At 71.4% G+C, this 22,502-nt stretch carries 22 protein-coding genes; 2 read left to right on the top strand and 20 right to left on the bottom strand.

The features are described from left to right. The first annotated feature begins 12 nt into the window (after positions 1 to 12). Both CFI00_RS13870 and CFI00_RS13875 read left to right on the top strand, forming a co-directional pair. Positions 13 to 663: an NAD(P)H-binding protein gene (locus CFI00_RS13870; RefSeq protein ID WP_207081712.1), complete on the top strand. Its 651-nt coding sequence runs from the start codon at positions 13 to 15 to the stop codon at positions 661 to 663. After that, complete coding sequence (locus tag CFI00_RS13875; protein WP_207081713.1) at positions 660 to 1,685, top strand: NAD(P)H-binding protein; 1,026 nt, start codon at positions 660 to 662, stop codon at positions 1,683 to 1,685. The genes CFI00_RS13870 and CFI00_RS13875 overlap by 4 nt, the downstream gene beginning before the upstream one ends. A gap of 6 nt (positions 1,686 to 1,691) precedes the next feature. Here the strand turns inward: CFI00_RS13875 and CFI00_RS13880 are convergent, their stop codons facing one another. The 20 genes from CFI00_RS13880 to CFI00_RS13975 all read right to left on the bottom strand — a co-directional run bounded on the left by CFI00_RS13880 (position 1,692) and on the right by CFI00_RS13975 (position 22,432). Next, positions 1,692 to 2,135, bottom strand: coding sequence for a CBS domain-containing protein (locus CFI00_RS13880; RefSeq protein WP_207081714.1), 444 nt, complete (start codon positions 2,133 to 2,135; stop codon positions 1,692 to 1,694). Positions 2,136 to 2,218: 83 nt separating this feature from the next. Next, entirely contained in the window at positions 2,219 to 3,061 is an 843-nt protein-coding gene (locus CFI00_RS13885; protein WP_207081715.1) for a PhzF family phenazine biosynthesis protein, read from the bottom strand. A gap of 62 nt (positions 3,062 to 3,123) precedes the next feature. Continuing rightward, on the bottom strand, positions 3,124 to 3,555 hold the full coding sequence (locus CFI00_RS13890) for a type II 3-dehydroquinate dehydratase (protein WP_207081716.1): 432 nt from the start codon (positions 3,553 to 3,555) through the stop codon (positions 3,124 to 3,126). Then, a complete protein-coding gene (locus CFI00_RS13895; RefSeq protein ID WP_207081717.1) occupies positions 3,552 to 4,346 on the bottom strand; it encodes a DUF402 domain-containing protein in 795 nt (264 codons plus the stop codon). Before CFI00_RS13895 ends, CFI00_RS13890 begins: the two co-directional genes overlap by 4 nt. Next, positions 4,343 to 5,440, bottom strand: coding sequence for a 3-dehydroquinate synthase (gene aroB / locus CFI00_RS13900; protein ID WP_207081718.1), 1,098 nt, complete (start codon positions 5,438 to 5,440; stop codon positions 4,343 to 4,345). The genes CFI00_RS13895 and aroB overlap by 4 nt, the downstream gene beginning before the upstream one ends. Continuing rightward, positions 5,437 to 5,937 carry a shikimate kinase gene (locus CFI00_RS13905; RefSeq protein ID WP_207081719.1) on the bottom strand — a complete coding sequence of 167 codons (501 nt, stop codon included), beginning with the start codon at positions 5,935 to 5,937 and terminating at the stop codon, positions 5,437 to 5,439. Before CFI00_RS13905 ends, aroB begins: the two co-directional genes overlap by 4 nt. A 13-nt stretch (positions 5,938 to 5,950) precedes the next feature. After that, on the bottom strand, positions 5,951 to 7,129 hold the full coding sequence (gene aroC, locus CFI00_RS13910; RefSeq protein ID WP_207081720.1) for a chorismate synthase: 1,179 nt from the start codon (positions 7,127 to 7,129) through the stop codon (positions 5,951 to 5,953). 12 nt (positions 7,130 to 7,141) lie between these two features. Beyond that, the gene (locus tag CFI00_RS13915; protein ID WP_207081721.1) at positions 7,142 to 7,879 is read right to left on the bottom strand and encodes an A24 family peptidase; all 738 of its coding nucleotides are present in this window, start codon (positions 7,877 to 7,879) and stop codon (positions 7,142 to 7,144) included. Then, complete coding sequence (locus CFI00_RS13920) at positions 7,876 to 8,721, bottom strand: shikimate dehydrogenase (RefSeq protein ID WP_207081722.1); 846 nt, start codon at positions 8,719 to 8,721, stop codon at positions 7,876 to 7,878. The genes CFI00_RS13915 and CFI00_RS13920 overlap by 4 nt, the downstream gene beginning before the upstream one ends. Positions 8,722 to 8,734: 13 nt before the next feature. After that, positions 8,735 to 9,898, bottom strand: coding sequence for an endolytic transglycosylase MltG (gene mltG, locus CFI00_RS13925; RefSeq protein ID WP_207081723.1), 1,164 nt, complete (start codon positions 9,896 to 9,898; stop codon positions 8,735 to 8,737). After that, a complete protein-coding gene (ruvX, locus tag CFI00_RS13930; RefSeq protein ID WP_207085532.1) occupies positions 9,891 to 10,340 on the bottom strand; it encodes a Holliday junction resolvase RuvX in 450 nt (149 codons plus the stop codon). The genes mltG and ruvX overlap by 8 nt, the downstream gene beginning before the upstream one ends. 14 nt (positions 10,341 to 10,354) lie before the next feature. Continuing rightward, positions 10,355 to 13,054, bottom strand: a complete 2,700-nt coding sequence (alaS, locus tag CFI00_RS13935; RefSeq protein WP_207081724.1) for an alanine--tRNA ligase — start codon at positions 13,052 to 13,054, stop codon at positions 10,355 to 10,357. Then, entirely contained in the window at positions 13,054 to 13,350 is a 297-nt protein-coding gene (locus CFI00_RS13940) for a DUF6167 family protein (RefSeq protein ID WP_207081725.1), read from the bottom strand. Before CFI00_RS13940 ends, alaS begins: the two co-directional genes overlap by 1 nt. After that, complete coding sequence (locus CFI00_RS13945) at positions 13,350 to 13,847, bottom strand: hypothetical protein (protein ID WP_207081726.1); 498 nt, start codon at positions 13,845 to 13,847, stop codon at positions 13,350 to 13,352. Before CFI00_RS13945 ends, CFI00_RS13940 begins: the two co-directional genes overlap by 1 nt. A gap of 27 nt (positions 13,848 to 13,874) precedes the next feature. Then, positions 13,875 to 15,647, bottom strand: a complete 1,773-nt coding sequence (locus tag CFI00_RS13950) for an ABC transporter substrate-binding protein (protein WP_207081727.1) — start codon at positions 15,645 to 15,647, stop codon at positions 13,875 to 13,877. Positions 15,648 to 15,663: 16 nt separating this feature from the next. Continuing rightward, the gene (locus CFI00_RS13955) at positions 15,664 to 16,995 is read right to left on the bottom strand and encodes a replication-associated recombination protein A (protein ID WP_207085533.1); all 1,332 of its coding nucleotides are present in this window, start codon (positions 16,993 to 16,995) and stop codon (positions 15,664 to 15,666) included. Positions 16,996 to 17,090: 95 nt separating this feature from the next. Continuing rightward, positions 17,091 to 18,263 carry a dipeptide ABC transporter ATP-binding protein gene (locus CFI00_RS13960; protein ID WP_207085534.1) on the bottom strand — a complete coding sequence of 391 codons (1,173 nt, stop codon included), beginning with the start codon at positions 18,261 to 18,263 and terminating at the stop codon, positions 17,091 to 17,093. Between the two features lie 155 nt (positions 18,264 to 18,418). Beyond that, positions 18,419 to 19,453: an ABC transporter ATP-binding protein gene (locus tag CFI00_RS13965; protein ID WP_207081728.1), complete on the bottom strand. Its 1,035-nt coding sequence runs from the start codon at positions 19,451 to 19,453 to the stop codon at positions 18,419 to 18,421. Between the two features lie 11 nt (positions 19,454 to 19,464). Further along, complete coding sequence (locus tag CFI00_RS13970) at positions 19,465 to 20,472, bottom strand: ABC transporter permease (RefSeq protein WP_207081729.1); 1,008 nt, start codon at positions 20,470 to 20,472, stop codon at positions 19,465 to 19,467. A 181-nt stretch (positions 20,473 to 20,653) separates the two neighbouring features. Next, on the bottom strand, positions 20,654 to 22,432 hold the full coding sequence (locus CFI00_RS13975; protein WP_207081730.1) for an ABC transporter substrate-binding protein: 1,779 nt from the start codon (positions 22,430 to 22,432) through the stop codon (positions 20,654 to 20,656). Positions 22,433 to 22,502: the final 70 nt, after the last annotated feature.

Consider the following 22,502-nt stretch of genomic DNA (forward strand, 5'->3'; position numbering starts at 1 on the left):
AGCGTCGCCACCATGCGCATCACGATCTTCGGCGGCCACGGCAAGGTGGCCCTCCTTCTCGCTCCCCTGCTCGTCGAGGCCGGCCACGAGGTCAGCTCCGTCGTCCGCAACCCCGAGCACGTCTCCGACGTCGAGGCCACCGGCGCGACCGCGGTGGTCTCCTCGCTCGAGGACGCCGACACCGCTGCCCTGACCGAGCTCCTCTCCGGCCAGGACGGCGTCGTGTGGTCAGCCGGTGCCGGCGGCGGCAGTCCCGAGCGCACCGACGCTGTCGACCGCGACGCCGCGATCCGCTCGATGGACGCCGCGGTCGCGGCAGGTGTGAAGCGCTACGTCATGGTGTCCTTCTCGGGCGCCTCGACCGAGCACCTCGTGCCCGAGGACGACTCGTTCCGTCGCTACCAGGACGCCAAGATCGCCGCCGACGAGCACCTGCGCGGCACCGACCTCGGCTGGACGATCCTCGGCCCCGGGGCGCTCACCGAGGACCCGGCCGACGGGCGCGTCAACCCTGCCGCCAGCTCCGGCAACGGCGACGAGTCGCCCCGCGAGCTCGTGGCCCAGGTGGCTGCCGCCGTGCTGGCCGACGACCGTGCCTCGCGCACGACGCTCGTCTTCGGCAAGGGCGACGTGCCGATCGACGACTGGCTCTCCTCTCTGTGAGGATCCTCGTCACGGGAGCCACCGGCTACGTCGGCGGCCGCCTCGTCCCCGTGCTCCTCGACCGAGGTCACACGGTCCGGACGACCACCAGCCACCCGGGGCGCGAGGCGCCGTGGTGGGCAGGTCGTGTGGAGACCGTGGTGATGGACGTGCTCGATCCCGAGCAGGTGGCAGCCGCCTGCCAGGACGTGGACGCGATCTACTACCTCATCCACGGGATGGGTGGCGACGACTTCGCCGAGACCGACCGCAGGGCGGCCCGCAACGTCGCCGCTGCGGCGCGCGCCCACGGGGTCGACCGGGTCGTCTACCTCTCCGGCATCGTCCCCGACGTGCCGGACGAGGAGCTGTCGGAGCACATCACCTCCCGACGGGAGGTGGAGCAGATCCTCGAGGGGGCGGCGGACACCGTCGTCGTACTGCGCGCCGCAGTGCTCATCGGCAGCGGGTCGACGTCGTTCGAGATCATCCGTCAGGTCAGCGAACGGATGCCCGTGCACACCGTCCCCCGTTGGATGGACTCGCTGGTGCAACCCGTGGCGGTCGTGGACGCCCTGGAGGCCCTCGTCGGAGCACTCCACTGCACCGGGCCCTCGCGACACTTCGACGTCGGTGGCCCGGACCGCATGCACTACGGCGAGCTCCTCGAGAGGTACACGGCCCACGCGGGTCTCGACCGCAGCCAGCTCACCGTACCGCTGCTGCCGACAACGCTCGTCGGGACGCTGGTGGGCAGCCTCACGGATGTGCCACGTCGGACCGTCGAAGCACTGGTGGAGAGCCTGCGGCACGACATGGTCGCCGCCGACGACGCCTTCCTGGAGCTGCTTCCCGAGGGGCACGGCCTGATGGGCGTCGACGAGGCGCTGCGCCGCTCCCTCGTGCCCGCGACGACCGGTCCCGAGGAGGCGGACGCGATGGGCCCCATGCCTCAGGACCCGGTCTGGGCCGGCGGCGGCGACGGGCGCGGGGTCCTTGCCCGGGCCGCGGACGCCGTCAGGGGCGCCCTGCCCGGCTCCTGAGAGACCTCAGGCGTCGCGGGACGGCTCCGTCATCGCGCCCGTGCGCGCTGCGCGCCGCGACGCCACCCCCGCGTCCGTGCAGAACCCGTCGCCGCTCCGCTTCAGGCACAGCAGGCCCAGCAGCCGGCCGTCGCGATCGACGACCGCGAGGCGCCTGTCACCCGCAGCGTGCATCGCCCGGCGCGCGTCCTCCGCCGAGGTGAAGGCACGCACGGTGCGGCCGTCCAGTCGCGCGTGGGCGAGAGCGGTGCCGGCCGCCCCGACCCCCGCAGGAGGCAGGTCGCCGCGCACGAGCGTGCCGAGGAGCCGCTCGCCGACACGACCCGACGCGGTGAGCAGCACCATGTGGACGTGCGAGCTGTCGAAGACGCTCCGCACCTCGTCCAGGGGCTCGGAGGCCGCCAAGACGATCGGTGAGCGCAGCATCAGCCCGGTGACATCACCTGTCATGCGCCCATGATGGGCGCACTGCCGCGCCACGTCCTCACCCGGGGCGGCGAGAGGAGGCGACGGGGCACGCACCGCCGAGGCGGCTACCCCAGGTCCACCTCGCCGACGACCCGCGTGACCGCGTCACCGGAGACCCACACCTGGTCGCCGTCGGCCTCGATCCGCACCCGGCCCTCGCAGCCGATCACCGAGCCCTGCCGGGACGTGTACGCCGACGGCAGCGCGCCGCTGTCGATGAGCCACTGGGCGAGGCCGGCGTTGGCGCTGCCCGTGACCGGGTCCTCGCCGAAGTCACGGCCGTCGGCGTAGAACGCCCGCACCTCGACGTCCGCGCCGAGGTCGGCCGCTCTCGCGGCGTCCCAGCGTCCGAGGACCGTCACCTTGAGGTCGGTGAAGGCGGCGATGTCTGGCACGACGTCGAGGACGGCTTGCGCGGTCGCGAGGTCGACGCCGACCCAGCCGGGCCCGTTGTCGATCCAGGCCATGTCCTGCACTGCGGCGTCCGAGATCGCCAGTGCGCGCACGATGCGGGCGCGGAGATCGGCGTCCACCGGGCCCGACCGACGCAGCGGGGGCGCCGCGAAGCCGAGCCGCGGCGAGCGGCGTACGTCGACGAGGCCAGCGCCGCACTCCTGGACGACCACCTCATCCCGCGGAGCACCCCCGGCCTCGAGCCACGCGTGGGCGCTGCCGATCGTCGGGTGGCCGGCGAAGGGCAGCTCACCGGTGGGCGTCCAGATCCGGACCCGGTAGTCGGCGCGGTCATCCGTGGGTGCGCACAAGAAGGTCGTCTCCGACAGGTTGGTCCAGCGCGCGACGTGCGCCATCTGCTCGTCGCTCACGCCCTCGGCGTCGTGGACGACCGCGAGCGGGTTGCCGAGCCACGGCTCGGCGCTGAAGACATCGACCTGTCGGAAGGGCAGCATGCGGGCGATCCAAGCACAGCGTCAGCCGGACACCTCCGCACTGTGCAGGCAGGTCGCGCGGGTCAGGAGGCGGCGAGGTGCTCCAGCGCCTGGCGGTAGCCGTCGATCCCCTGACCGGCGATGGTGACCGCGGCGTGCGGCTCGACGACCGAGGTGTGGCGGAACTCCTCCGCACGCTGCTTGGGGTCGGAGATGTGCACCTCGACGAGCGGCGCCTCCAGCTGCGCGCAGGCGTCCCACAGCGCCAGCGAGTAGTGCGTCCACGCACCCGCGTTGAGCACCACCGGGGTCAGCTCGTCGGCGGCGGCGTTGAGCCAGTCGAGCAGCTCGCCCTCGTGGTTGGTCTGGCGCACCTCGACCTCGAGGCCGAGGTCGCGTCCCCACTCGACGCACTGGTGGGCGAGCTCGGCGTGGGTGGTCGAGCCGTAGATCTCCGGCTGCCGGCGACCGAGCCGACCCAGGTTGGGTCCGTTGAGGACGAGCACACGCGTCATGACGAGAGCGTACGGCTCCGCGCGGCCCGGACGTGCTCGGCGTCCGGGAGCGACGGCACGGTCCAGTCGGCGGGTGGCTGCCACGAGCGCCACTCCTCGTCCAGCGCCCAGTCGGCGCCGTCGACCAGCTCGGCCCGGGCCCATTCCGCGGCGGCGTGCACCTCGGCCGCCGTCGCGGCCGAGCAGTGGCCTGACCCGACTGCCGCCTCCAGCTCGTCGGCGTCCTTGAGCCACAGCTCCCCCGACGGATCGAGCCACAGGTCGAGCACCAGGTCGCGGGTGGCGGTCACGTCGCCGTGACGCCGGTGGGTCAGCTCGAGGTTCACGTAGTGACCGGCGAAGGTGCCGTCGTCCTCGGTGAACATCCAGACCGACCAGGGCCGGCCGGTCGGCGCGATCCGCAGCACGCCGGTGCCGTTCCACCGGCGCAGCACCGGCCCACGCTCGACACCGAAGCGCTCGGCCAGCGGGACGTCGCGCAGCGAGCGTCCGTCGACGGGTGCCATGCCGACCTGCTCGGTCCCCTCGGCGAGCCATGCCACCAGGCCGCGCGCGTCGTCGCGCACGACCCGCATCGGGTCGATGCCGTGACCGTAGCGCCACATCACGACCTCACCGGGGGAGAGGAAGGGGCCCTGTCCGGCGTCCGGCCAGTTCTCGGTGCCGGGCAGCCGGTGCGTCTCCAGCACGGTCAGGTCCACCGGCCTGGCCCGCGCAGCACCCGACAGCCGCTGCATGGTGCCGCCCGACTCGCTGACCGTGGTGTCGTCGTCCCCCGAGGTGTCCGTCACCCGGCGGACGATAGCGCGGCGTAGGCCGCCCGCAGGTCGTCCTCGCCGGGCCCCGCGAGGATCCGCGGGGCGGCGAGGTCGTCGAGCACGACGAAGCGCAGCTGCGAGCCCCGGGCCTTCTTGTCGACCTTCATCGCGGCGTGCAGGTCGTCGAAGGAGGCGGCGTCGTACGTCGTCGGCAGCCCGACCCGCGACAGCGCGGCGCGGTGCCGCTCGACCAGTGCCGGGTCGAGGGACCCGGCACGGGCGGCGAGCTCGGCGACGAAGACGCAGCCGATCGCGACGGCCTCACCGTGGCGCACGGAGTAGTCGCTGGTGCGCTCGATCGCGTGGGCCAGGGTGTGGCCGTAGTTGAGCACCTCGCGCCCGGGGTGCCCGTCGGCGCCGCCCTGCTCGCGCAGGTCGTCGACGACCACGTCCACCTTGACGCGGATCGCACGCTCCACGAGCTCGCGGAGCTCGGTCGAGCCGGCGGTCAGCGCCGCGGGATCGGTGCGCTCGACGATGTCGAGGATCGCGGGGTCGGCGATGAAGCCGCACTTGACGACCTCGCCGAGACCCGCGACGAGCTCCTCGCGCGGCAGCGACTCGAGCAGCGACAGGTCGCAGAGCACGCCGGCGGGCTCGTGGAAGGCACCGACGAGGTTCTTGCCGGCGCCGGTGTTGATGCCGGTCTTGCCGCCGACGGCGGCGTCGACCATCGCGAGCAGGGTCGTGGGCACGTGCACGACGCGTACGCCGCGCAGCCAGGAGGCGGCCACGAAGCCGCCGAGGTCGGTGGTCGCCCCGCCGCCGATCGTCACCACGGCGTCGCTGCGGGTGAAGCCGGACTCGCCCAACGCCTCCCAGCAGTCGGAGGCGACGGGCGCGGTCTTGGCCCGCTCGCCCTCCGGGAGTCCCAGCGCGAGGACGTCGTAGTGCTCGACGAGGGCGTCGACGACCGGGTCGACAAGTGCGCCGAGCGTGCCGGCGTAGAGCACGGCCACCCGCTCGACGGAGTCGCCGAGGATCGCGGGCAGGCGCCCGGTGATCCCGTGGCCGATGACGACGTCGTAGGGCGAGGCCCCGCCGACGTGGATGACGGTGTCGCTCATGCCAGCAGCTCCAGGACGTCGGCCGCGACCTCGTCGGGCGTGCGCCCGTCGGTGTCGACGACGTGGGTGGCGACGGACTCGTAGACCGGGGTGCGCTCGTCGAGCAGCACCTTGATCCGCGAGCGGACGTTGCCGAGCAGCAGCGGGCGGCCGACGCCGATGCCGACGCGCTTGACCGCGTCGGAGAGGCCGACGCGCAGGAAGACCACGGGCACGTCGGCGAGCAGCTCACGCGTCTCCGCGCGCAGCACGGCGCCGCCGCCGAGCGCCAGCACGCCGTCGTGCTCGGCCACCGCCGCGGCGACCGCGGCCACCTCGAGCTCGCGGAAGGCGTCCTCCCCCGACTCCACGAAGATGTCGGAGATCTCGCGGCCGGTGGTGGCCTCGATGTCGGCGTCGGTGTCGCGCACCGGCACGCCCCACGCGTCGCCGAGCAGACCGGCCACCGTCGTCTTGCCGGCACCCATCGGGCCGACCAGGACCACGCGGGGCGCCATCAGCGCAACCCCCTCATCGGAACCGCAGCGTGTCGAGGTAGGACTCGACGTTGCGCTTGGTCTCGGCCACGGAGTCGCCGCCGAACTTCTCCACGACGGCGTCGGCCAGCACCAGCGCGACCATGGCCTCGGCGACGATGCCGGCGGCCGGGACCGCGCAGACGTCGGAGCGCTGGTGGTGCGCGACTGCTGCCTCGCCGGTCGAGACGTCGACGGTGGCCAGCGCCTTCGGCACCGTGGCGATCGGCTTCATCGCCGCGCGCACGCGCAGCACCTCACCGGTCGTCATGCCGCCCTCGGTGCCGCCGGCGCGACCCGTGGTGCGGCGCAGGCCCTCGTCGGTCGGGACGATCTCGTCGTGGGCCAGCGAACCCGGGGTGTCGGCGAGCTCGAAGCCGTCGCCGACCTCGACGCCCTTGATCGCCTGGATGCCCATCAGGGCGCCGGCAAGCCGGGAGTCGAGGCGCCGGTCCCAGTGGACGTGGGAGCCGAGGCCCGGCGGCAGGCCGTGCACGACGACCTCGACGACGCCGCCGAGGGTGTCGCCGTCCTTGTGGGCCTGGTCGATGCGGGCCACCATCGCGGCGCTCGCCTCGGGGTCGAGGCAGCGCACCTCGTCGGCGTCGAGCCGCTCGACGTCGTCAGGGGCGGGTACGACGCCCGCGGGCGCCTTCACGCCGCCGAGGGACACCACGTGCGAGACGATCCGCGCGCCGGTGGCCTGCTCGAGGAAGTTGGAGGCCACCCGGCCGAGCGCGACGCGCGCCGCGGTCTCACGGGCCGACGCCCGCTCGAGGATCGGACGGGCCTCGTCGAAGTCGTACTTCTGCATCCCGGCGAGGTCGGCATGGCCGGGGCGCGGGCGGGTCAGCGGCGCGTTGCGGGCCAGCGCCTCGAGCTCCACGGGGTCGACCGGGTCGGCCGACATGACCTTCTCCCACTTCGGCCACTCGGTGTTGCCCACCTCGATGGCCACCGGGCCGCCCTGGGTCTCGCCGTGCCGGACGCCGCCGAGCACACGGATCTGGTCCTGCTCGAACTTCATCCGAGCGCCGCGGCCGTAGCCGAGACGGCGTCGGGCCAGTGAGTCGGCGAGGTCGTCGGTCGTGACGCGGACATGGGCGGGAAGCCCCTCGAGGATCGCCACCAAGGAGGGACCGTGGGACTCGCCTGCTGTGAGCCATCGGAGCATGGCCCCAGTCTCTCAGCCCCAGATGCGCCCAGCGAGCGCAGTCCCCCAGACGAGACCCACCAGCGCCCCGATCACCATGAACGGGCCGAACGGGAACGACTTCTTGAGCATCAGTCGGTCGCGTCGCCAGACGGCCAGCGCGAGGGCGGGGACGACGAAGGCGACGAAGCTGGTCCACACGCCGATCGCCACCGCCCCCCAGCCGACCCAGCCCAGCACCAGCCCCACGGGCGCGGCGAGCCGGACGTCGCCGAAGCCCATGCCGGCCGACCGCACGAACCACAGCACCCAGAAGAACGACCGCACCGCGACCATGGCGATCAGGGCCCGCACCAGCGCGTCGCGCTCGTCGGTGGCGAGCCCGACCGCGGTCACCACGACGACCGCCGCGAGGGTCGCGGGCACCACGACGACGCGCGGCAGCAGACGCGTGTGCCAGTCGACGACCGACAGCGCCACCGCGACGGGGGTGAGCGGCACCAGCCACAGCAGGGGCCAGTCGAGGCCGGCCGCGGCACCCAGCAGCCCACCTGCGGCTGCGGAGACGGCGGCGCTGCGCCGTCCCAGCCCCGGCCGCGCGGCGATGTCGGCGTACGCCGTCTTCGGAGGCTCAGCCTGTGAAGGATCCTCCGGCTCCGGCTCCGGCTTGGGCTTCGGCTCCGGTACTCGGGCGATGAGCGCCGGCACCAGCAGTCCGCCCAGCCCGGCGACCAGCGCTGCCAGCACGGTCGCCAGCACGACGTCGCTCACGCGCCGCTCCGCGCCTCGAGGGCGGCACGACCGGCCGCACGCATCACGTCCAGCGGGGCCGACACACCGGTGAAGAGCTCGTGCTGCAGCGCCGCCTGGTGCACCAGCAGGTCCAGGCCTCCGACGAGCACCCGCCCGGAGGCGAGCGCCGCGGCGGCGAGCGGCGTGGGCCACGGGTCGTAGAGCGCCTCGAAGACCACCGGCACCCCGGCCACGCGGCGCAGCAGGTCGGGCACCTGCGCAGCCGCGGGGATCGTGGAGACGACGATGTCGGCCGCCAGCACCCCCGACGCGTCCAGCACCCCGGTGCGTACGTCGACGTCGGCGGAGTGCCGGCGCAGCACCTCGACCGTGTCGCCGGCGCGCGGGACGTCGCGCACGAGGAGGTTGATCGTCCGGACCCCGAGGTCCGCCAGCGCCAGGCCGACCGAGGCCGCTGTCGCTCCCCCGCCCAGCACGACCGCCGACCCCAGCGGGGCCGACGTACGCTCCCGGACCGCGGCAGCAGCGCCGGGCAGGTCGGTGTTGTCCCCGACCCGCTCGCCACCGGGATCGAGCAGGAGGGTGTTGACCGCACCCGCCGTCCGCGCGCGGTCGGTGAGCCGGTCGACGAGCGGCAGCGCCTCCCGCTTGAGCGGCATCGTCAGCGACAGGCCACGCCAGGTGTCGTCGAGCCCGGCGAGGAAGGACTCCAGCCCGCCCGACGGCACCCGGTGGGCGTCGTAGGACCAGTCCAGGCCGAGCTCGGCGTAGGCCGCCCTGTGCAGGACCGGCGACAGCGAGTGGGCGATCGGGTCGCCCAGCACGCCGCAACGCCGTCCCGCACCGGAGGCGTCACTCACCTCGACCTCGGTGTCAGCACCGGTCCGAGGTCTCGCAGTAGGCGCGGTACTCGTCGCGACCCACGAGGAAGTCGTCGTAGTCCTCGTAGAACTTCGTCTCGCCCGTCTCCAGGTTGACCGTGACGTAGTAGTACCAGGGGCCGTCGGCGGGGTTGGCCGCCGCCTCGATGGCGTCGTCCCCGGGCGCCTCGATCGGCGTGGGCGGCAGCCCCGGGCGGCGACGGGTGTCGTAGGGGGTGTCGACCGCGAGCTGCTCGGTGGTCAGCGCCGTGGTGCCCGACAGGCCGAGGCCGTAGGCGTTGGAGGCGTCGATGCCGAGCGTGCCGTTGGTGCCACCCTTGTCACCGGGGCCGTCGAGGCGGTTGTAGATGACCCGCGCGATCTTGGGCATGTCCTCGCCGCGGCCCTCGGCCTCGATGAGCGAGGCGATGATCATCAGCTCGCCCGGTGTCTTGCCGAGCTCGGCGGCCTTCTCCTCCAGGCCGGCCTGGTCGGCGGCCTCGCGCCAGCGGTCGACCATCATCTTCAGGATCCGCACCGGCTTCTGCCCCGGCTTGATCTCGTACGTCGCCGGGAAGAGGTAGCCCTCGGCGTTGCCCTCGGCGTAGTCGGGCAGGCCGAGCTTGTCGGGCTTCTGGAGCGCGCGGTTCCACGCGGCCTCGGGGATGTCGGTGTTCTCGGCGAGCGTGGACACGATGTCGACGAGCCGCAGGCCCTCGGGGATGGTCACCGTGGGGAAGCTGATCATGTTGTCGGGGTCGATGAGGACCTCGAGCGCGTCGGCGGCCTTCATCTCCTTCTGGAGCTCGTAGTCGCCGACCTGGATGCCGCTGGAGGCAGGCTCGCCCGCGGCAGCGTCGATGAAGGCCTGCACCGACGCGGTGACGCCCTCCTCCTTGAGGTTGCGGCCGATCTCGGCCACTACGTCGCCCTCGTTGACGGTGAACTCGACCGAGCCGGTGCCGGGGCCGGGGTAGTCCTCGGGGCCCTGGAACTGGTCGGCCACCCAGGAGACGCCCTTGGTCAGGCCGAAGTAGAAGCCACCGACGAGCACGGCCAGCGCGACGAGGACCGCGATGCAGCCCTTCGCGCCACGGCCCTTGCGGCGCCGCCCGCCCGGGACGTAGTCGTAGTCGTCCTCACGCAGCACGTCCTGCTCGGACTCGTGCTCAGTCATCAGTCACCTCGACGATCTCTCCAGGCGCCTGCCCGCCGATGCGCTCGGTGTCGAGCGCCGTCTGCAGGATCAGCACCGCCGCTGCCTGGTCCACCACGGCACGTCGCTTGGCGCCACGCCGTCCCTGCTCGCGCAGGATCGACTCGGCCGAGACCGTGGTCAGGCGTTCATCACACAGTCTGACAGGGACGGGTGCAACTCGGCGCGCGACCCGACGGGCCAGGTCGCGCGCCTTCTCGGCCGCAGGTCCCTCCGTGCCGTTGAGCGAGCGGGGCAGGCCGATGACGACCTCGACGGCCCCGAGCTCGGTGACGAGCTGCGCGATCCGGCGTACGTCGCCCTTGCCGGCGCGCACCGTCTCCACGGGCGTCGCCAGGAATCCGGAGGGGTCACTGCTCGCCACCCCGATCCGGGCGTCCCCCGGGTCGATGCCGAGCCGCACCCCGAACCGCACGCTCAGGCCTGCGCCGACGCGGCGACCTGGCGCGCGACGAGCTCGAGCGCCTCGTCGATGCGGGAGGCGTCGGTGCCGCCGCCCTGCGCGACGTCGTCCTTGCCGCCGCCCTTGCCGCCGAGCAGCGGACCCACGGCGCGGACCAGCTCGCCGGCCGAGAGCCCGCGGGCACGCGCCTCGTCGTTGGTCGCGGCCACCACGGACACCTTGCCGTCGGCGTGGCCGATGATCACCACGACGCCGGGCTCGCCCTGCGGCAGGCGTCCGCGCACGTCCATCGCCAGATTGCGTACGTCGCCGCCGCCCGCGCCGTCGGCACGGTGGGCCACCAGGCGGACCGGGCCGACCTGCGTCGCTCCCGCCGCCAGGTCGGCGCTGGCGCCGAGCAGCTGGGCCAGGCGCGCCTTCTCCAGCTCCTTCTCGGCGTTCTTCAGGCGCTCGGTGAGCCCCTGCACGCGGCTGACGAGGTCGTCGGGCTGGGTCTTGAGCAGGCCGGTGAGCTGGGCGACGACGTCGCGCTCGCGGGCGAGGTAGCCGAAGCCCTCGACACCGGTGAGCGCCTCGATGCGGCGGCTGCCCGAGCCGACGCTCGTCTCGCCGGTCACCACGACCGTGCCGATCTGGGAGGAGTGGTCGACGTGGGTGCCACCGCAGAGCTCGCGCGACCAGGGGCCGCCGATCTCGACGACCCGCACCTTGGTGTTGTCGTAGGTCTCGCCGAAGAGCGCGATCGCGCCCCACTCCTTCGCCTGCTCGAGGGTCATGTAGTCCCACGCGACCGCGAGGTCGGCGCGCAGCGCCTGCTGCGAGACGGTCTCGACGTCGCGCACCTGCTCGGGCGTCAGCGCCTGGGTCCACCCGAAGTCGAGGCGGAGGTAGCCGGGACGGTTGTAGGAGCCGGACTGCAGCGCCGTGGGGCCGAGCACCTCGCGCAGGGCGGCGTGCACGACGTGGGTGCCGGAGTGCGCCTGGCGCGCGCCCGTACGCCACTCCGGGTCGACGCGGGCGTGCACCTCGCGGCCGGCGTCGAGCTCGCCCTCGAGCACCCGCACCTGGTGCACGACCAGGCCCTTGATCGGGCGCTGCACGTCGAGGACCTCGAGGCGACCGCCGTCGAAGACGATCGTGCCGGCGTCGGCTGCCTGGCCGCCGGACTCGGCGTAGAAGGGGGTGCGGTCGAGCACGAGCTCCCCGACCTCGCCCTCGGCCAGCCGCGGCACGGAGGCGCCGCCGCTGAGCAGCGCCAGCGGGCGGGACTCGGTCTCGAGCGTCTCGTAGGCCAGCCACTCGGTGGGGCCGTGCTGGTCGAAGACGCCGCGGTAGACGCCGGTGTCGCCGTGGGCGCCCTTCTTGGCGCGCGCGTCGGCCTTGGCCCGCTCGCGCTGCTCGGCCATCAGCCCGCGGAAGCCCTGCTCGTCCACCTGCAGGCCCTGCTCGGCCGCCATCTCCAGCGTGAGGTCGATCGGGAAGCCGTAGGTGTCGTGCAGCGCGAAGGCACGCTCGCCCGACAGCGTGGAGCCGCCGGTCTGCTTCACCTCGGAGGCGGCGACGTCGAAGATCTGGGTGCCGGCCTGGAGCGTCTTGCGGAAGGCGTCCTCCTCGGCGAAGGCGACCTGGGAGATGCGCGGCCAGTCGCTGACGAGGTTGTCGTAGGTCTCCCCCATCCGGTCACGCGAGACCGGCATCAGCTCGGGCAGCACCCGGTCCTCGCAGCCGAGCAGGCGCATCGAGCGCACCGCGCGGCGCAGCAGGCGGCGCAGGACGTAGCCGCGACCGTCGTTGCCGGGGGTGACGCCGTCGCCGATGAGCATCATCGAGGAGCGCACGTGGTCGGCGACGACGCGGAACCGTACGTCGTCCTCGCGGTCGGCGCCGTAGCGGCGGCCGGTGAGCTGCTCGGCCTTCTCGATGACGGGGTACATCACGTCGATCTCGTACATGTTGTTCTTGCCCTGGAGCAGGAACGCGACCCGGTCCAGGCCCATGCCGGTGTCGATGTTCTTCTTCGGCAGCGAGCCGGCGACGTCGAAGTCCTCCTTCGAGCGCACCGCGGAGAGCTCGTCCTGCATGAAGACCAGGTTCCAGATCTCGAGCAGACGGTCCTCGAGCTCGAACGGCATGTCCGGGCCGAGGGTCGTGACGTCGAAGTCCGGACCCCACTCGGGACCGCGGTCGTAGAGGATCTCCGAGCACGGCCCGCCGGGGCCGGGGACGCCCATCGACCAGTAGTTCTCCTTGTTGCCCAGCTGGACGATCCGCTCGCGCGGCAGGCCGGTGGCCTTCGTCCAGTGGCCGATGGCCTCCTCGTCGCCGACGAGGACCGAGGGGTAGAGACGCGACTCGTCGAGCCCGAAGCCGCCGTCGTCGACCGACTTGGTCAGCAGGTCCCACGCGAGCTCGATCGCGCCTTCCTTGAAGTAGTCGCCGAAGGAGAAGTTGCCGCACATCTCGAAGAACGTGCCGTGGCGGGTGGTCTTGCCGACGTCCTCGATGTCGGGGGTGCGCACGCACTTCTGGATGCTGGTGGCGCGCGGCCACGGCGCGGTCTCCTGGCCCAGGAAGTAGGGCTTGAAGGGCACCATGCCGGCCGGCACGAAGAGCAGGTTGGGGTCGTCGGCGAGCAGCGAGGCGGAGGGCACCACGGCGTGTCCGGCGGCCTCGAAGTGCGCGAGGAAGCGGCGGCGGATCTCGGCGGTGTCCATCAGTTCTCGTTCTCCTTGGGTGCATCGGTGGGTGGGGTGCGAGCCGAGGGGGCCTCGCCACCACGTGTGAGCTCGGGGATGCCATGAGGCCGCAGTCCGAGCTGTTCGCGCAACTCGGTTTCGCGCTCGGTGCGGCCCTGGTGGACCTCCTCGGCGAACAGCCGGGCACCGACCTGCCACCCGCGCACGCGGTCACGCAGGCCGTCGGCGGTCAGCGCCTCAGCGGCACGACGGGCGCGGGCGGCGGCGTACAGCCCGACCCCCGCCCCGGCCACGAACCAGAGTGGGCGACCCATCAGGCGACGTCCTCCCCGACGTCGCGGCGCAGGCCGGCGCGCTCGCGCGCCCGGAACTCGCGCAGCGCCTGCTTGGTCTCGGCACGGCGCTGCCGGGTGGCGCGCCGCGTCTCCTGGCGCACCTCGAAGCGGATGCGGTTGCGGCTCGCCGGGGACAGCGCGCGGCGCAGGCCGTGGGTCCACGACGCCGCCATCACCACGCTCTCGCGCGCGACGATGTCGGCGAACAGCCGCCCGTCGACCGGTCGTGCGACGGGCACCTCGAAGACGGGCGCCTCGTCAGCGCCCATGCCGGTGATCACGAAGGTGCCTGGGGCGTCGTCGACCACCGGCTGCGGCGCGGTGGTGACCGGCGACTCCAGCACTCCCACGCGTACGGCGAGGGCCGCGGCCCGTGCCTCGGCGCGACGTGCGCGACCGAGCGCGAGTGCCGACACGGCGAGCGCCACGAGAGCCACGGCGGCTGCCGCACCCATCCACACCTGCTCCGTCGTCACCGGGACACCCTATAGAAGCCGTCAGACTCACTGCACGACGTAGAGGTCCTTGTAGTTCGGCGTGCCCATCGACCCGTCGCCGGAAGGGTTGCCGATGTCGGCGCCGAACGCGAAGAGGTGGTTGACGTAGGCGGTGGGGATGATCGGGAAGTAGTCCGTCATGATCTGCTCGTCCAGTGCGCCCCACGCATCGGACCGCTCGTCGACCGGGAGCGTCGCGATGCGGTCCATCTCCTCGTCGACCTCCGGCTCGTCGAAGCCGGCGGTGTTGAAGACAGCGCCGGCCTGCAACAGGGGCGGGAGCAGCGCCGCACCGGCCGGCCACGCCGGGCACAGGTTCACGCCGCGGACATCGAGCCGCTGGTTGAGCTCGTCGTCCGGGTCGAGCCAGATGTTGTAGGGCGACTCCTGGACCGGGATCGCCCTGACCTCGAAGCCGCCTTGCTCCAGACCGATGGTGATCTGTTCCTGCGCGGCACGCGCCTGCCAGTCGAGCTCGTAGTAGATCATCGTGATCGGGTAGGGCTCGTCGTAGCCGGCCTCGGAGAGCAGCGCGCGGGAGCGCTCGGGGTCGTAGGTGATCTGCTCACCGTCGACCTGGAAGTCCCGCCGCCCCTCCATGCCCGGCGGCATGACCGAGCTCGCGTAGTCGCGCGTCACGCCGGGGACCTCGCCGTCCGCGATCCACACGTCCTCGTAGGGGTAGGCGTAGGCCAGCGCCTTGCGGACCTCGATCTCGTCGATCTCGGCGTAGTCGGGCGCCAGGGTGGTGACGCACGGGGAGCTCTGCTGCACCAGACGGTCCCCCAGCGCCGCGCTCGCCTCGGCGTAGCGCCCCGGTCCCAGCGACGTGGCGAGCGAGGTCCTGCTCTCCGAGGTCCCCGACAGCATCATCTCGTCGACCATCGCCTGGTCCTGGCTGAACTTGAAGACCCAGCGGTCGGCGTACTGGTGACGCGCCGGGTCGGAACCTGCGTCCCACGCCTCGTTGCGCACCAGCACCAGCTCCTCGTCCGGCGACCAGCTCTCCACGAGGTAGGGGCCGGTGGCCAGCGGCTCCTGGCCGTAGGTGCGCGGCTCGGCCTCGTCACCGAGCGGGGCCGGCCCCATCGCCATCACCGCCCCCCAGTAGTCCATGTCGGGGAACGGCCGCTCCATCTCGATGGTGACGTCCTGGCCGTCCACCGTGATGGCGTCGTAGTCCTCGCAGTCCGGGTCGTCGCTGGTGTAGGGACCGTCGTAGTCGGCGGCCCCGGCGAAGTAGGTGCGGGAGTACTGGGTCCCCGGACCGGACGGGAACACCTCGGCGTCGAGCGAGCGGCAGATGCCGAACGCCACCTCCTCGGCCGTGACGGGCCGGCCGTCCTGCCAGGTGGCGTCGTCACGGATCGTGAAGGTCCACTCGGTGTAGTCCTCGTTGTGCGAGCCGAGGTCGGTCGCGAGGTCCGGCACCAGGACGGGACGGCCGTCCTCGTCGTTGGTGTACTGGGTCAGCGAACGGCTGACGAGCGCCTGCTGGATCGCGTTGCCGACGACGGACCAGCCGGCCGTCGGGTCGAGCGTGTCGGGGCCGGGGGCGCCGGGCAGGTGGACGGTGATCGTCCCACCCGGTGTCGCTCCCGCGACCGGGGCGGCAGGGCCCTGACGGGTGTGGTCCTTCGAGCCACCCGTGGCCGGGGTGATGGACCGGACCATGCCACCGCCCGCCGGTGTCCCCGGACGGGCCGGTCCCCCACCGCAGGCTGCCAGCGCCACCACGGCAGCACCGAGTGCGCACGCGAGCCCCCGCGTCCCTCTCATGCCTCCCCCTGTTCCCTCACGAGCCGCGAACGATGCGGCGTACGCGCTCCCAGCGCTCGCGGACGGCAGACTCCGCGCCGAGGTTGGTCGGTGAATAGTAGGTCGCATCGGCCAGCACGTCGGGGAGGTACTGCTGCTCGACGACACCGAAGGGCTCGTCGTGGGGGTAGGCGTAGCCCTTGCCGTGCCCCAGGTCCTTGGCACCGCCGTAGTGCGCGTCGCGCAGGTGCGGCGGCACCTGCCCGATCCTGCCGGCCTTCACGTCGGAGATCGCGGCGTCGATCGCGGCGATGACCGCGTTGGACTTGGGCGCGATCGCGAGGTGGATGGTGGCCTGGGCCAGGTTGATCCGGGCCTCGGGCATCCCGATCAGCTGCACCGCCTGCGCGGCCGCGACCGCCGCCTGGAGGGCGGTCGGGTCGGCGAGCCCGATGTCCTCGCTGGCGTGCACCACGAGCCGCCGGGCGATGAAGCGGGGGTCCTCCCCCGCCTCGATCATCCGGGCGAGGTAGTGCAGCGCCGCGTCCGGGTCCGAGCCGCGGATCGACTTGATGAAGGCCGAGATCACGTCGTAGTGCTGGTCGCCCTGGCGGTCGTAGCGCACCGCGGCCTGGTCGACGGCGGTCTCGGCAGTGGCGAGGTCGATGGTGTCGAGGCCGTTGCTCGCCGCTGCCCCGGCAGCGGCCTCGAGGTAGGTCAGGGCCCGGCGCGCGTCACCACCCGCGAGGCGTACGAGGTGGGATCGGGCCTCCTCGTCGAGCCCGGTCTCGCCGGCCAGGCCGCGCTCGTCGGAGAGCGCCTGGTCGATGACCTCGGCGACGTCGTCGTCGGTCAGCGACTGCAGGCGCAGCAGCAGGCTGCGCGACAGCAGCGGACTGATCACGGAGAAGAACGGGTTCTCGGTGGTCGCCGCGATCAGCGTCACCCAGCGGTTCTCCACCCCCGGCAGGAGCGCGTCCTGCTGGGCCTTGGTGAAGCGGTGCACCTCGTCGACGAAGAGCACGGTCTCCTGGCCGCTGCGGACCAGCTCGGCCCGGGCGCCGTCGATGGCGGCGCGAACCTCCTTGACGCCGGCCGCGACCGCCGACACCTCGACGAAGCGTCGACGTGTCTGCTGGCTCACGATCGCCGCGATCGTGGTCTTGCCCGTGCCCGGCGGCCCCCACAGCAGCAGCGACATCGACTGGTCGCCCTCGATGAGGCGGCGCAGCGGGGAGCCGGCGGCGCGCAGCTGCTGCTGACCGACCAGCTCGTCGATCGTGCGCGGGCGCATCCGCACCGCGAGCGGGGCGGACGCGAACGTGTTGGCGCCCAACGACCCCGCTCCGGGGTTGCCGGCTGCGGACATGGATCCGGGCGCGGGTTGCCCCGCGCCCGGAATCTCGAACAAGCCGTCCACGTCGGTGAGTATCCCCCGTGCCGCGAGCGGCACGGCAGGCGGGCTCAGGCGCCGGTCGTCTGCTTGGTGCGCAGGTCGTACCAGGTCTTCTCGTAGCCCGGGATGGTCAGCTGCGTGTTGCTGGGCGTGGCACCCGGGACCGGGCTGCCCTGGTCGTCGACACCGAGCAGGTCGGTCGTGACGGGGGTCGCCGGGTGGGCACCGAGCTCACCGGCGAAGTGACAGGCGACCTTGTGGCGCTTGCCGATCTGCAGGAGGGGCGGCTCGACCTTCGCGCAGATCTCCTGGGCGAACTGGCAGCGGGTGCGGAAGCGGCAGCCGGACGGCGGGTTGATCGGGCTCGGCACGTCACCCTCGAGGCGGATGCGCTCGCGGCGTCCGCCCACCGCCGCCTGCTTCACGTCGGGCACCGCCGAGAGCAGCGCCTGGGTGTAGGGGTGGTGCGGCCGGCTGTAGATCGTCTCGCGGTCGCCGATCTCCACGATCTTGCCGAGGTACATCACGGCGATCTCGGGGCAGAAGTGGCGCACGATGGCGAGGTCGTGGGCGATGAACAGGAACGCCACGTCGAACTCGTTCTGGATGTCCTGGAGCAGGTTGACCACCTGCGCCTGGATCGAGACGTCCAGCGCCGAGACCGGCTCGTCCGCGACGAGCACCTTCGGGTTGAGCGTCAGCGCCCGGGCGATGCCGATCCGCTGTCGCTGGCCCCCGGAGAACTCGTTGGGGTAGCGGTTGTAGTGCTCGGGGTTGAGGCCCACGACCTCCAGGAGCTCCTGGACGCGCGAGAGCACCTGGTTCTTCGGGACGATCTTGTGCACCTCGAGCGGCGCACCCACGATCGTGCCGACCGTGTGACGCGGGTTCAACGAGGTGTAGGGGTCCTGGAAGATCATCTGCACGTCCCGGCGCAGCGGCTTCATCTCCTTGTTGGAGAGCTTGGCCAGGTCGTTGCCCTCGAACATCATCGAGCCGCCGGTCGGCTTGTACAGCCGGGTGATCAGGCGGCCGGTTGTCGACTTGCCGCAGCCGGACTCGCCGACCAGGCCCAGCGAGCCGCCCTTGGGCACCTCGAAGGAGATGCCGTCCACGGCCTGCACGTGGCCGATGGTGCGACGGACGACCCCCGAGGAGCGCACCGGGAAGTACATCTTGAGGTTGTCGACCGTCAGCACCGCCGGCGCGTCGGGGTCGAGCCTGGAGGCCGTGTGGCCCATCTCGGCGATCGAGGCGAAGTCGCGGTCCGCGACGGACACCTCGTGGGAGGAGTAGGCGTCGCTCGCCTCCGCGGTGAGCTGGCGCTCACCGGACTCGGCTGCGTTGGCGCCGACCTCGGTCGGTGCGACCTGGGCTTCGGCGTTGGGGTCCTGGGTCATCGGGTCTCCTCGACCAGGTCAGGGGCGATCTCGGGCAGCACCTCGGACTGGTAGACCGCGCTGGGGTCGGCGAGGTGGCAGCGCCGGAGATGGGCCGCGCCGACACTCGCCGGCATCAGCGGGGGCAGCTCGGTGCGGCACAGGTCACCGGGGACCTTGTCGGAGTGCACGCAGCGAGGGTGGAAGGAGCAGCCCGACGGCGGCCGAAGCAGGCTCGGCGGGTTGCCCGGGATGGGGATCAGGCGCGCGTCAGTGGACGCGAGCACGTCGGGCACGCTCGAGAGCAGGCCCCACGTGTAGGGCATCTCGGGCGCGGTGAGGATCTGCTTCACCGTGCCGTACTCCACGCAGCGTCCGGCGTACATCACGAGCACGTCGTCGGCCATCTCGGCGATGACGCCGAGGTCGTGGGTGATGATGATGACCGCGGAGTTGAACTCGCGCTGCAGGTCCTGGAGAAGGTCGAGGATCTGCGCCTGCACCGTCACGTCGAGCGCGGTCGTGGGCTCGTCGGCGATCAGCAGGGCCGGGTCGTTGATGAGGCCCATCGCGATCATCGCGCGCTGGCGCATGCCGCCGGAGAACTGGTGCGGGTAGTCGTCGACGCGGCGGTCGGGCTGCGGGATGCCGACCCGGTCCAGCATCTCGATCGCCTTGCGGCGGGCGTCGCGCTTCGACGCGCTCGAGTGGTGGACGAGGTAGGCCTCCTCGAGCTGCTTGCCGATCTTGTAGAACGGGTGCAGCGCGGCAAGCGCGTCCTGGAAGATCATCGCCATCGAGTTGCCGCGCAGGGCGCGCATCTTCGACTCGCCGAGGCCCACGACCTCGGTGCCGCCGACCCGGATCGAGCCGGACTTGCCCGAGCCGGACTCGCCGACGATCCCGAGGGTCTTGCCTCGCTCGACCGAGTAGGACAGACCGCTGACCGCGGTCACTGGACCGTCCTCGGTCGGGAACGTGACCTTGAGGTCCTCGACCACGAGGAGGGGTCCCTCGCTCGCGGAGCCCTCGCTCACGGAGGACTGGGTCATGGGAACGCTGGTCACGAAAGCCTCACCCTCGGGTCGAGCACGCTGTAGATGATGTCCACGAGCAGGTTGGAGATGATCAGCACGACGGCGCTGAAGAGCGCCGTCGCCATGACGACCGGCAGGTCCCTGTTCTGCACGGCCTGCAGGCTCCACCAGCCGATGCCCTGGATCTCGAAGATCCGCTCGGTGAAGATCGTGCCGGCGAGCAGGGTGCCGAAGTCGATGCCGAAGATGGTGACGACCGGCACCAGCGCCGCGCGGAGCCCGTGCTTGTAGACGATCGTGCGCGTCGGCAGTCCCTTGGACTTGGCGGTGCGGATGTAGTCCTCGCTGAGCGCCTCGACCATCGCGCCACGGGTGAAACGGGTGTACTGCGTGCAGCCGAAGATGCCGAGCGCGATCCAGGCCAGGAACAGGCCGCTGAACCACGCCCACGGGCCTTCGGTGATCGGCGAGAAGTAGCCGGTGTTGCTGAAGAACGGGATCTCGAAGGTGATCGTGAGGTAGAGCCAGGTCAGCAGCGCGAAGAGGTAGTAGGGGATCGAGCTGATGAACAGGAAGCTCGAGACCAGGGCCTTGTCGGCCAGCGTCCCGCGGCGTCGCGCAGCGGCCACGCCGATGGGGATGCCGAAGAGGAGGTAGAGGAAGGCGCCACCGATGGCCACGGAGAAGGTCGCCGGGATGCGATCGACCAGCGCTTCCTTCACGGGCTGCTTGGTGACGAAGCTCAGGCCCAGGCAGGGCGCGGTGCACTCGTACTCGTTGGAGGCGACGGTGATCGTGCGACCGACGAAGACGCCCTTGACGAACTTGCCGTACTCCTCGTAGACGGGGTTGTCGTAGCCGAGGGTGCGCTCGTAGATCTCGATGCGGTCGCCGCACCGGTTGCTGGTCTCTCGGTCGCAGACCGTCTGGGCGGGACTTGAAGGGCCGTACCAGAACAACAGGAAGATCGCCATCGAGACCAAGGCCACGACGAGGACTCCCGAGATCAGCCGCTTCACGACATACGCGAACATCGCAGATCACTCTCCGGGGATGGTGGATGAGTCGGACCCACCGAGGCAGGACAGCCTACTCGGGTCCGGGCTGGCGAGTGGGGGCTCCCGGGTTCGGGAGCCCCCACCCGTCAGTGGTTGCTACTTGTTGCTACGTGGTGCTCCGCGCACCGGGTCCGTGACCCGGCAAGGAGCACCAGGATCACTGCATGACGTACAGGTCCTTGTAGTTCGGCGCACCGATCGAGCCATCGCCCGTCGGGTTGCCGATCTTGGTGCCGAAGACGAACAGGTCGTTGCGGAACGCGGTCGGGATGATCGGGAAGTACTCCGTCATGATCTTCTCGTCCAGGTCGCCCCAGGCAGCAGCCTGGTCCTCGAGCGGGAGGGTGGCGATGTTGTCCATCTCGTCGTTGATCGCAGGCTCGTCGAAGAAGGCGGTGTTGTAGACAGCGCCACCCTTCAGCAGCGGAGGCAGCATGGTCGAACCGGCAGGCCAGTCCGAGCACCAGTTGACGCCACGGAGGTTGAGCTGCTTGTTGACCTTGTTGTCGGGGTCGAGCCAGATGTTGTACGGCGACTCCTGGACCGGGATGGCCTTGACGGAGAAGCCACCGGCCTCGAAGCCCTTGGTGATCTGGTCCTGGGCGTCCTTGGCCAGCGGGTCGACCTCGTAGTAGACCATGGTGATCTCGTAGGGCTTGTCACCGTAGCCGGCCTCGGCCAGGAGCTCCTTGGACTTCTCGGGGTCGTACTTGATCTGCTCCCCGTCGACCTGGAACTCCTTCTTGCCCGCCATGCCGGGGGGCATGATCGAGTTGGCGTAGTCACGGGTCACACCCGGAACCTCACCGCCCGAGATCCACACGTCCTCGTAGGGGTAGGCGTAGGCGAGGGCCTTGCGGACCTCGATCTCGGGGATCTTCGTGTAGTCAGGCGTCAGCGTGGAGACACACTGCGACGTCTGCTGCACGAGGCGCTCGCCGAGCTGCGAGTTGGCGTCGTTGTAGTTGCCCGAACCGAGCGAGGTCGCGACGGCGGTCTGGCTGTCGGAGTTGTCCGAGAGCATGATCTCGTCGACCTTGGCCTGGTCCTGGTTGAACTTGAAGACCCACTCGTCGGCGTACTGGTGACGGGCCGGGTCGGAGTCAGCCGACCACTGCTCGTTCTTCACCAGGCGCAGCTCCTCGTTGGGCTTGTAGCCACCGGGAGCGATCTTGTAGGGGCCGTTGGCCAGCGGCTGGTTGCCGTAGTTCGGCGGCTTGGAGGCGTTGCCGAGCGGAGCCGGGCCCATCGCCATGAAGGAGCCCCAGTAGTCCATGTCCGGGAAGGGCGTCTCCATCGCGATGGTGACGTCCTGGCCCTCGACGGTGATGCCGTCGTAGTTCTCGCAGTTGGGGTCCTTGCCGGTGTAGGGACCCTCGTAGTCAGCGGCGCCGGCGAAGTACGTCTTGGAGTACTCGGTGCCGGGACCCGACGGGAACGCCTCGGAGTCGAGCGAGCGGCAGATGCCGAACGCAACCTCTTCGGCGGTGACGGGCTTGCCGTCCTCCCACGTGGCGTCCTCACGGATCGTGAAGGTCCACTCGGTGAAGTCCTCGTTCGGCGTGCCCAGGTCGGTGGCGAGGTCGGGAACCAGGACGGGCTGGCCGTTCTCGTCACGCGAGTACTGGGTCAGCGAACGGCTCGTGAGCGCCTGCTGGATGGAGTTGCCCGTGACGGACCAACCACCGGTGGGGTCGAGCGAGTCGGGGCCCGGGTCGCCGGGGAGGTACACCGTGATGGTGCCACCGGCGGATGCGCCGTCGACCTCGGGAGCGGGGCCCTGACGAGTCTCGTCCTTGGTCCCTCCCTCCTGTGCGCCGATCTCTCTGTCCGTGCCTCCGTCGCCTTCACCGTTCTCCGACGACCCGCCGCCACAGGCAGCGAGGGTCAGAAGAGCGGCGCCAGCGACGAGCGCGAGCGGCTTGTTCCGCTTCATGCTGTCCAGCCTTTCCTTTTTGTTCTCACCGAGGACGGCGTCTCCGGCGACGTGCTGTGCGACCTTGACC

The organism is Nocardioides sp. S5, from assembly GCF_017310035.1.
Taxonomy (GTDB): Bacteria; Actinomycetota; Actinomycetes; order Propionibacteriales; family Nocardioidaceae; genus Nocardioides.

What these genes read in the sequence shown, in the direction of transcription:
- CFI00_RS13870 (WP_207081712.1), top strand. Translation starts at nt 13, where the DNA reads ATGCGCATCACGATCTTCGGCGGCCACGGCAAGGTGGCCCTCCTTCTC.
- CFI00_RS13880 (WP_207081714.1), bottom strand. Translation starts at nt 2,135, where the DNA reads ATGACAGGTGATGTCACCGGGCTGATGCTGCGCTCACCGATCGTCTTG.
- CFI00_RS13885 (WP_207081715.1), bottom strand. Translation starts at nt 3,061, where the DNA reads ATGCTGCCCTTCCGACAGGTCGATGTCTTCAGCGCCGAGCCGTGGCTC.
- CFI00_RS13890 (WP_207081716.1), bottom strand. Translation starts at nt 3,555, where the DNA reads ATGACGCGTGTGCTCGTCCTCAACGGACCCAACCTGGGTCGGCTCGGT.
- aroB (WP_207081718.1), bottom strand. Translation starts at nt 5,440, where the DNA reads ATGAGCGACACCGTCATCCACGTCGGCGGGGCCTCGCCCTACGACGTC.
- CFI00_RS13905 (WP_207081719.1), bottom strand. Translation starts at nt 5,937, where the DNA reads ATGGCGCCCCGCGTGGTCCTGGTCGGCCCGATGGGTGCCGGCAAGACG.
- aroC (WP_207081720.1), bottom strand. Translation starts at nt 7,129, where the DNA reads ATGCTCCGATGGCTCACAGCAGGCGAGTCCCACGGTCCCTCCTTGGTG.
- mltG (WP_207081723.1), bottom strand. Translation starts at nt 9,898, where the DNA reads ATGACTGAGCACGAGTCCGAGCAGGACGTGCTGCGTGAGGACGACTAC.
- alaS (WP_207081724.1), bottom strand. Translation starts at nt 13,054, where the DNA reads ATGGACACCGCCGAGATCCGCCGCCGCTTCCTCGCGCACTTCGAGGCC.
- CFI00_RS13940 (WP_207081725.1), bottom strand. Translation starts at nt 13,350, where the DNA reads ATGGGTCGCCCACTCTGGTTCGTGGCCGGGGCGGGGGTCGGGCTGTAC.
- CFI00_RS13950 (WP_207081727.1), bottom strand. Translation starts at nt 15,647, where the DNA reads ATGAGAGGGACGCGGGGGCTCGCGTGCGCACTCGGTGCTGCCGTGGTG.
- CFI00_RS13955 (WP_207085533.1), bottom strand. Translation starts at nt 16,995, where the DNA reads ATGTCCGCAGCCGGCAACCCCGGAGCGGGGTCGTTGGGCGCCAACACG.
- CFI00_RS13960 (WP_207085534.1), bottom strand. Translation starts at nt 18,263, where the DNA reads ATGGGCCACACGGCCTCCAGGCTCGACCCCGACGCGCCGGCGGTGCTG.
- CFI00_RS13965 (WP_207081728.1), bottom strand. Translation starts at nt 19,453, where the DNA reads ATGACCCAGTCCTCCGTGAGCGAGGGCTCCGCGAGCGAGGGACCCCTC.
- CFI00_RS13970 (WP_207081729.1), bottom strand. Translation starts at nt 20,472, where the DNA reads ATGTTCGCGTATGTCGTGAAGCGGCTGATCTCGGGAGTCCTCGTCGTG.
- CFI00_RS13975 (WP_207081730.1), bottom strand. Translation starts at nt 22,432, where the DNA reads ATGAAGCGGAACAAGCCGCTCGCGCTCGTCGCTGGCGCCGCTCTTCTG.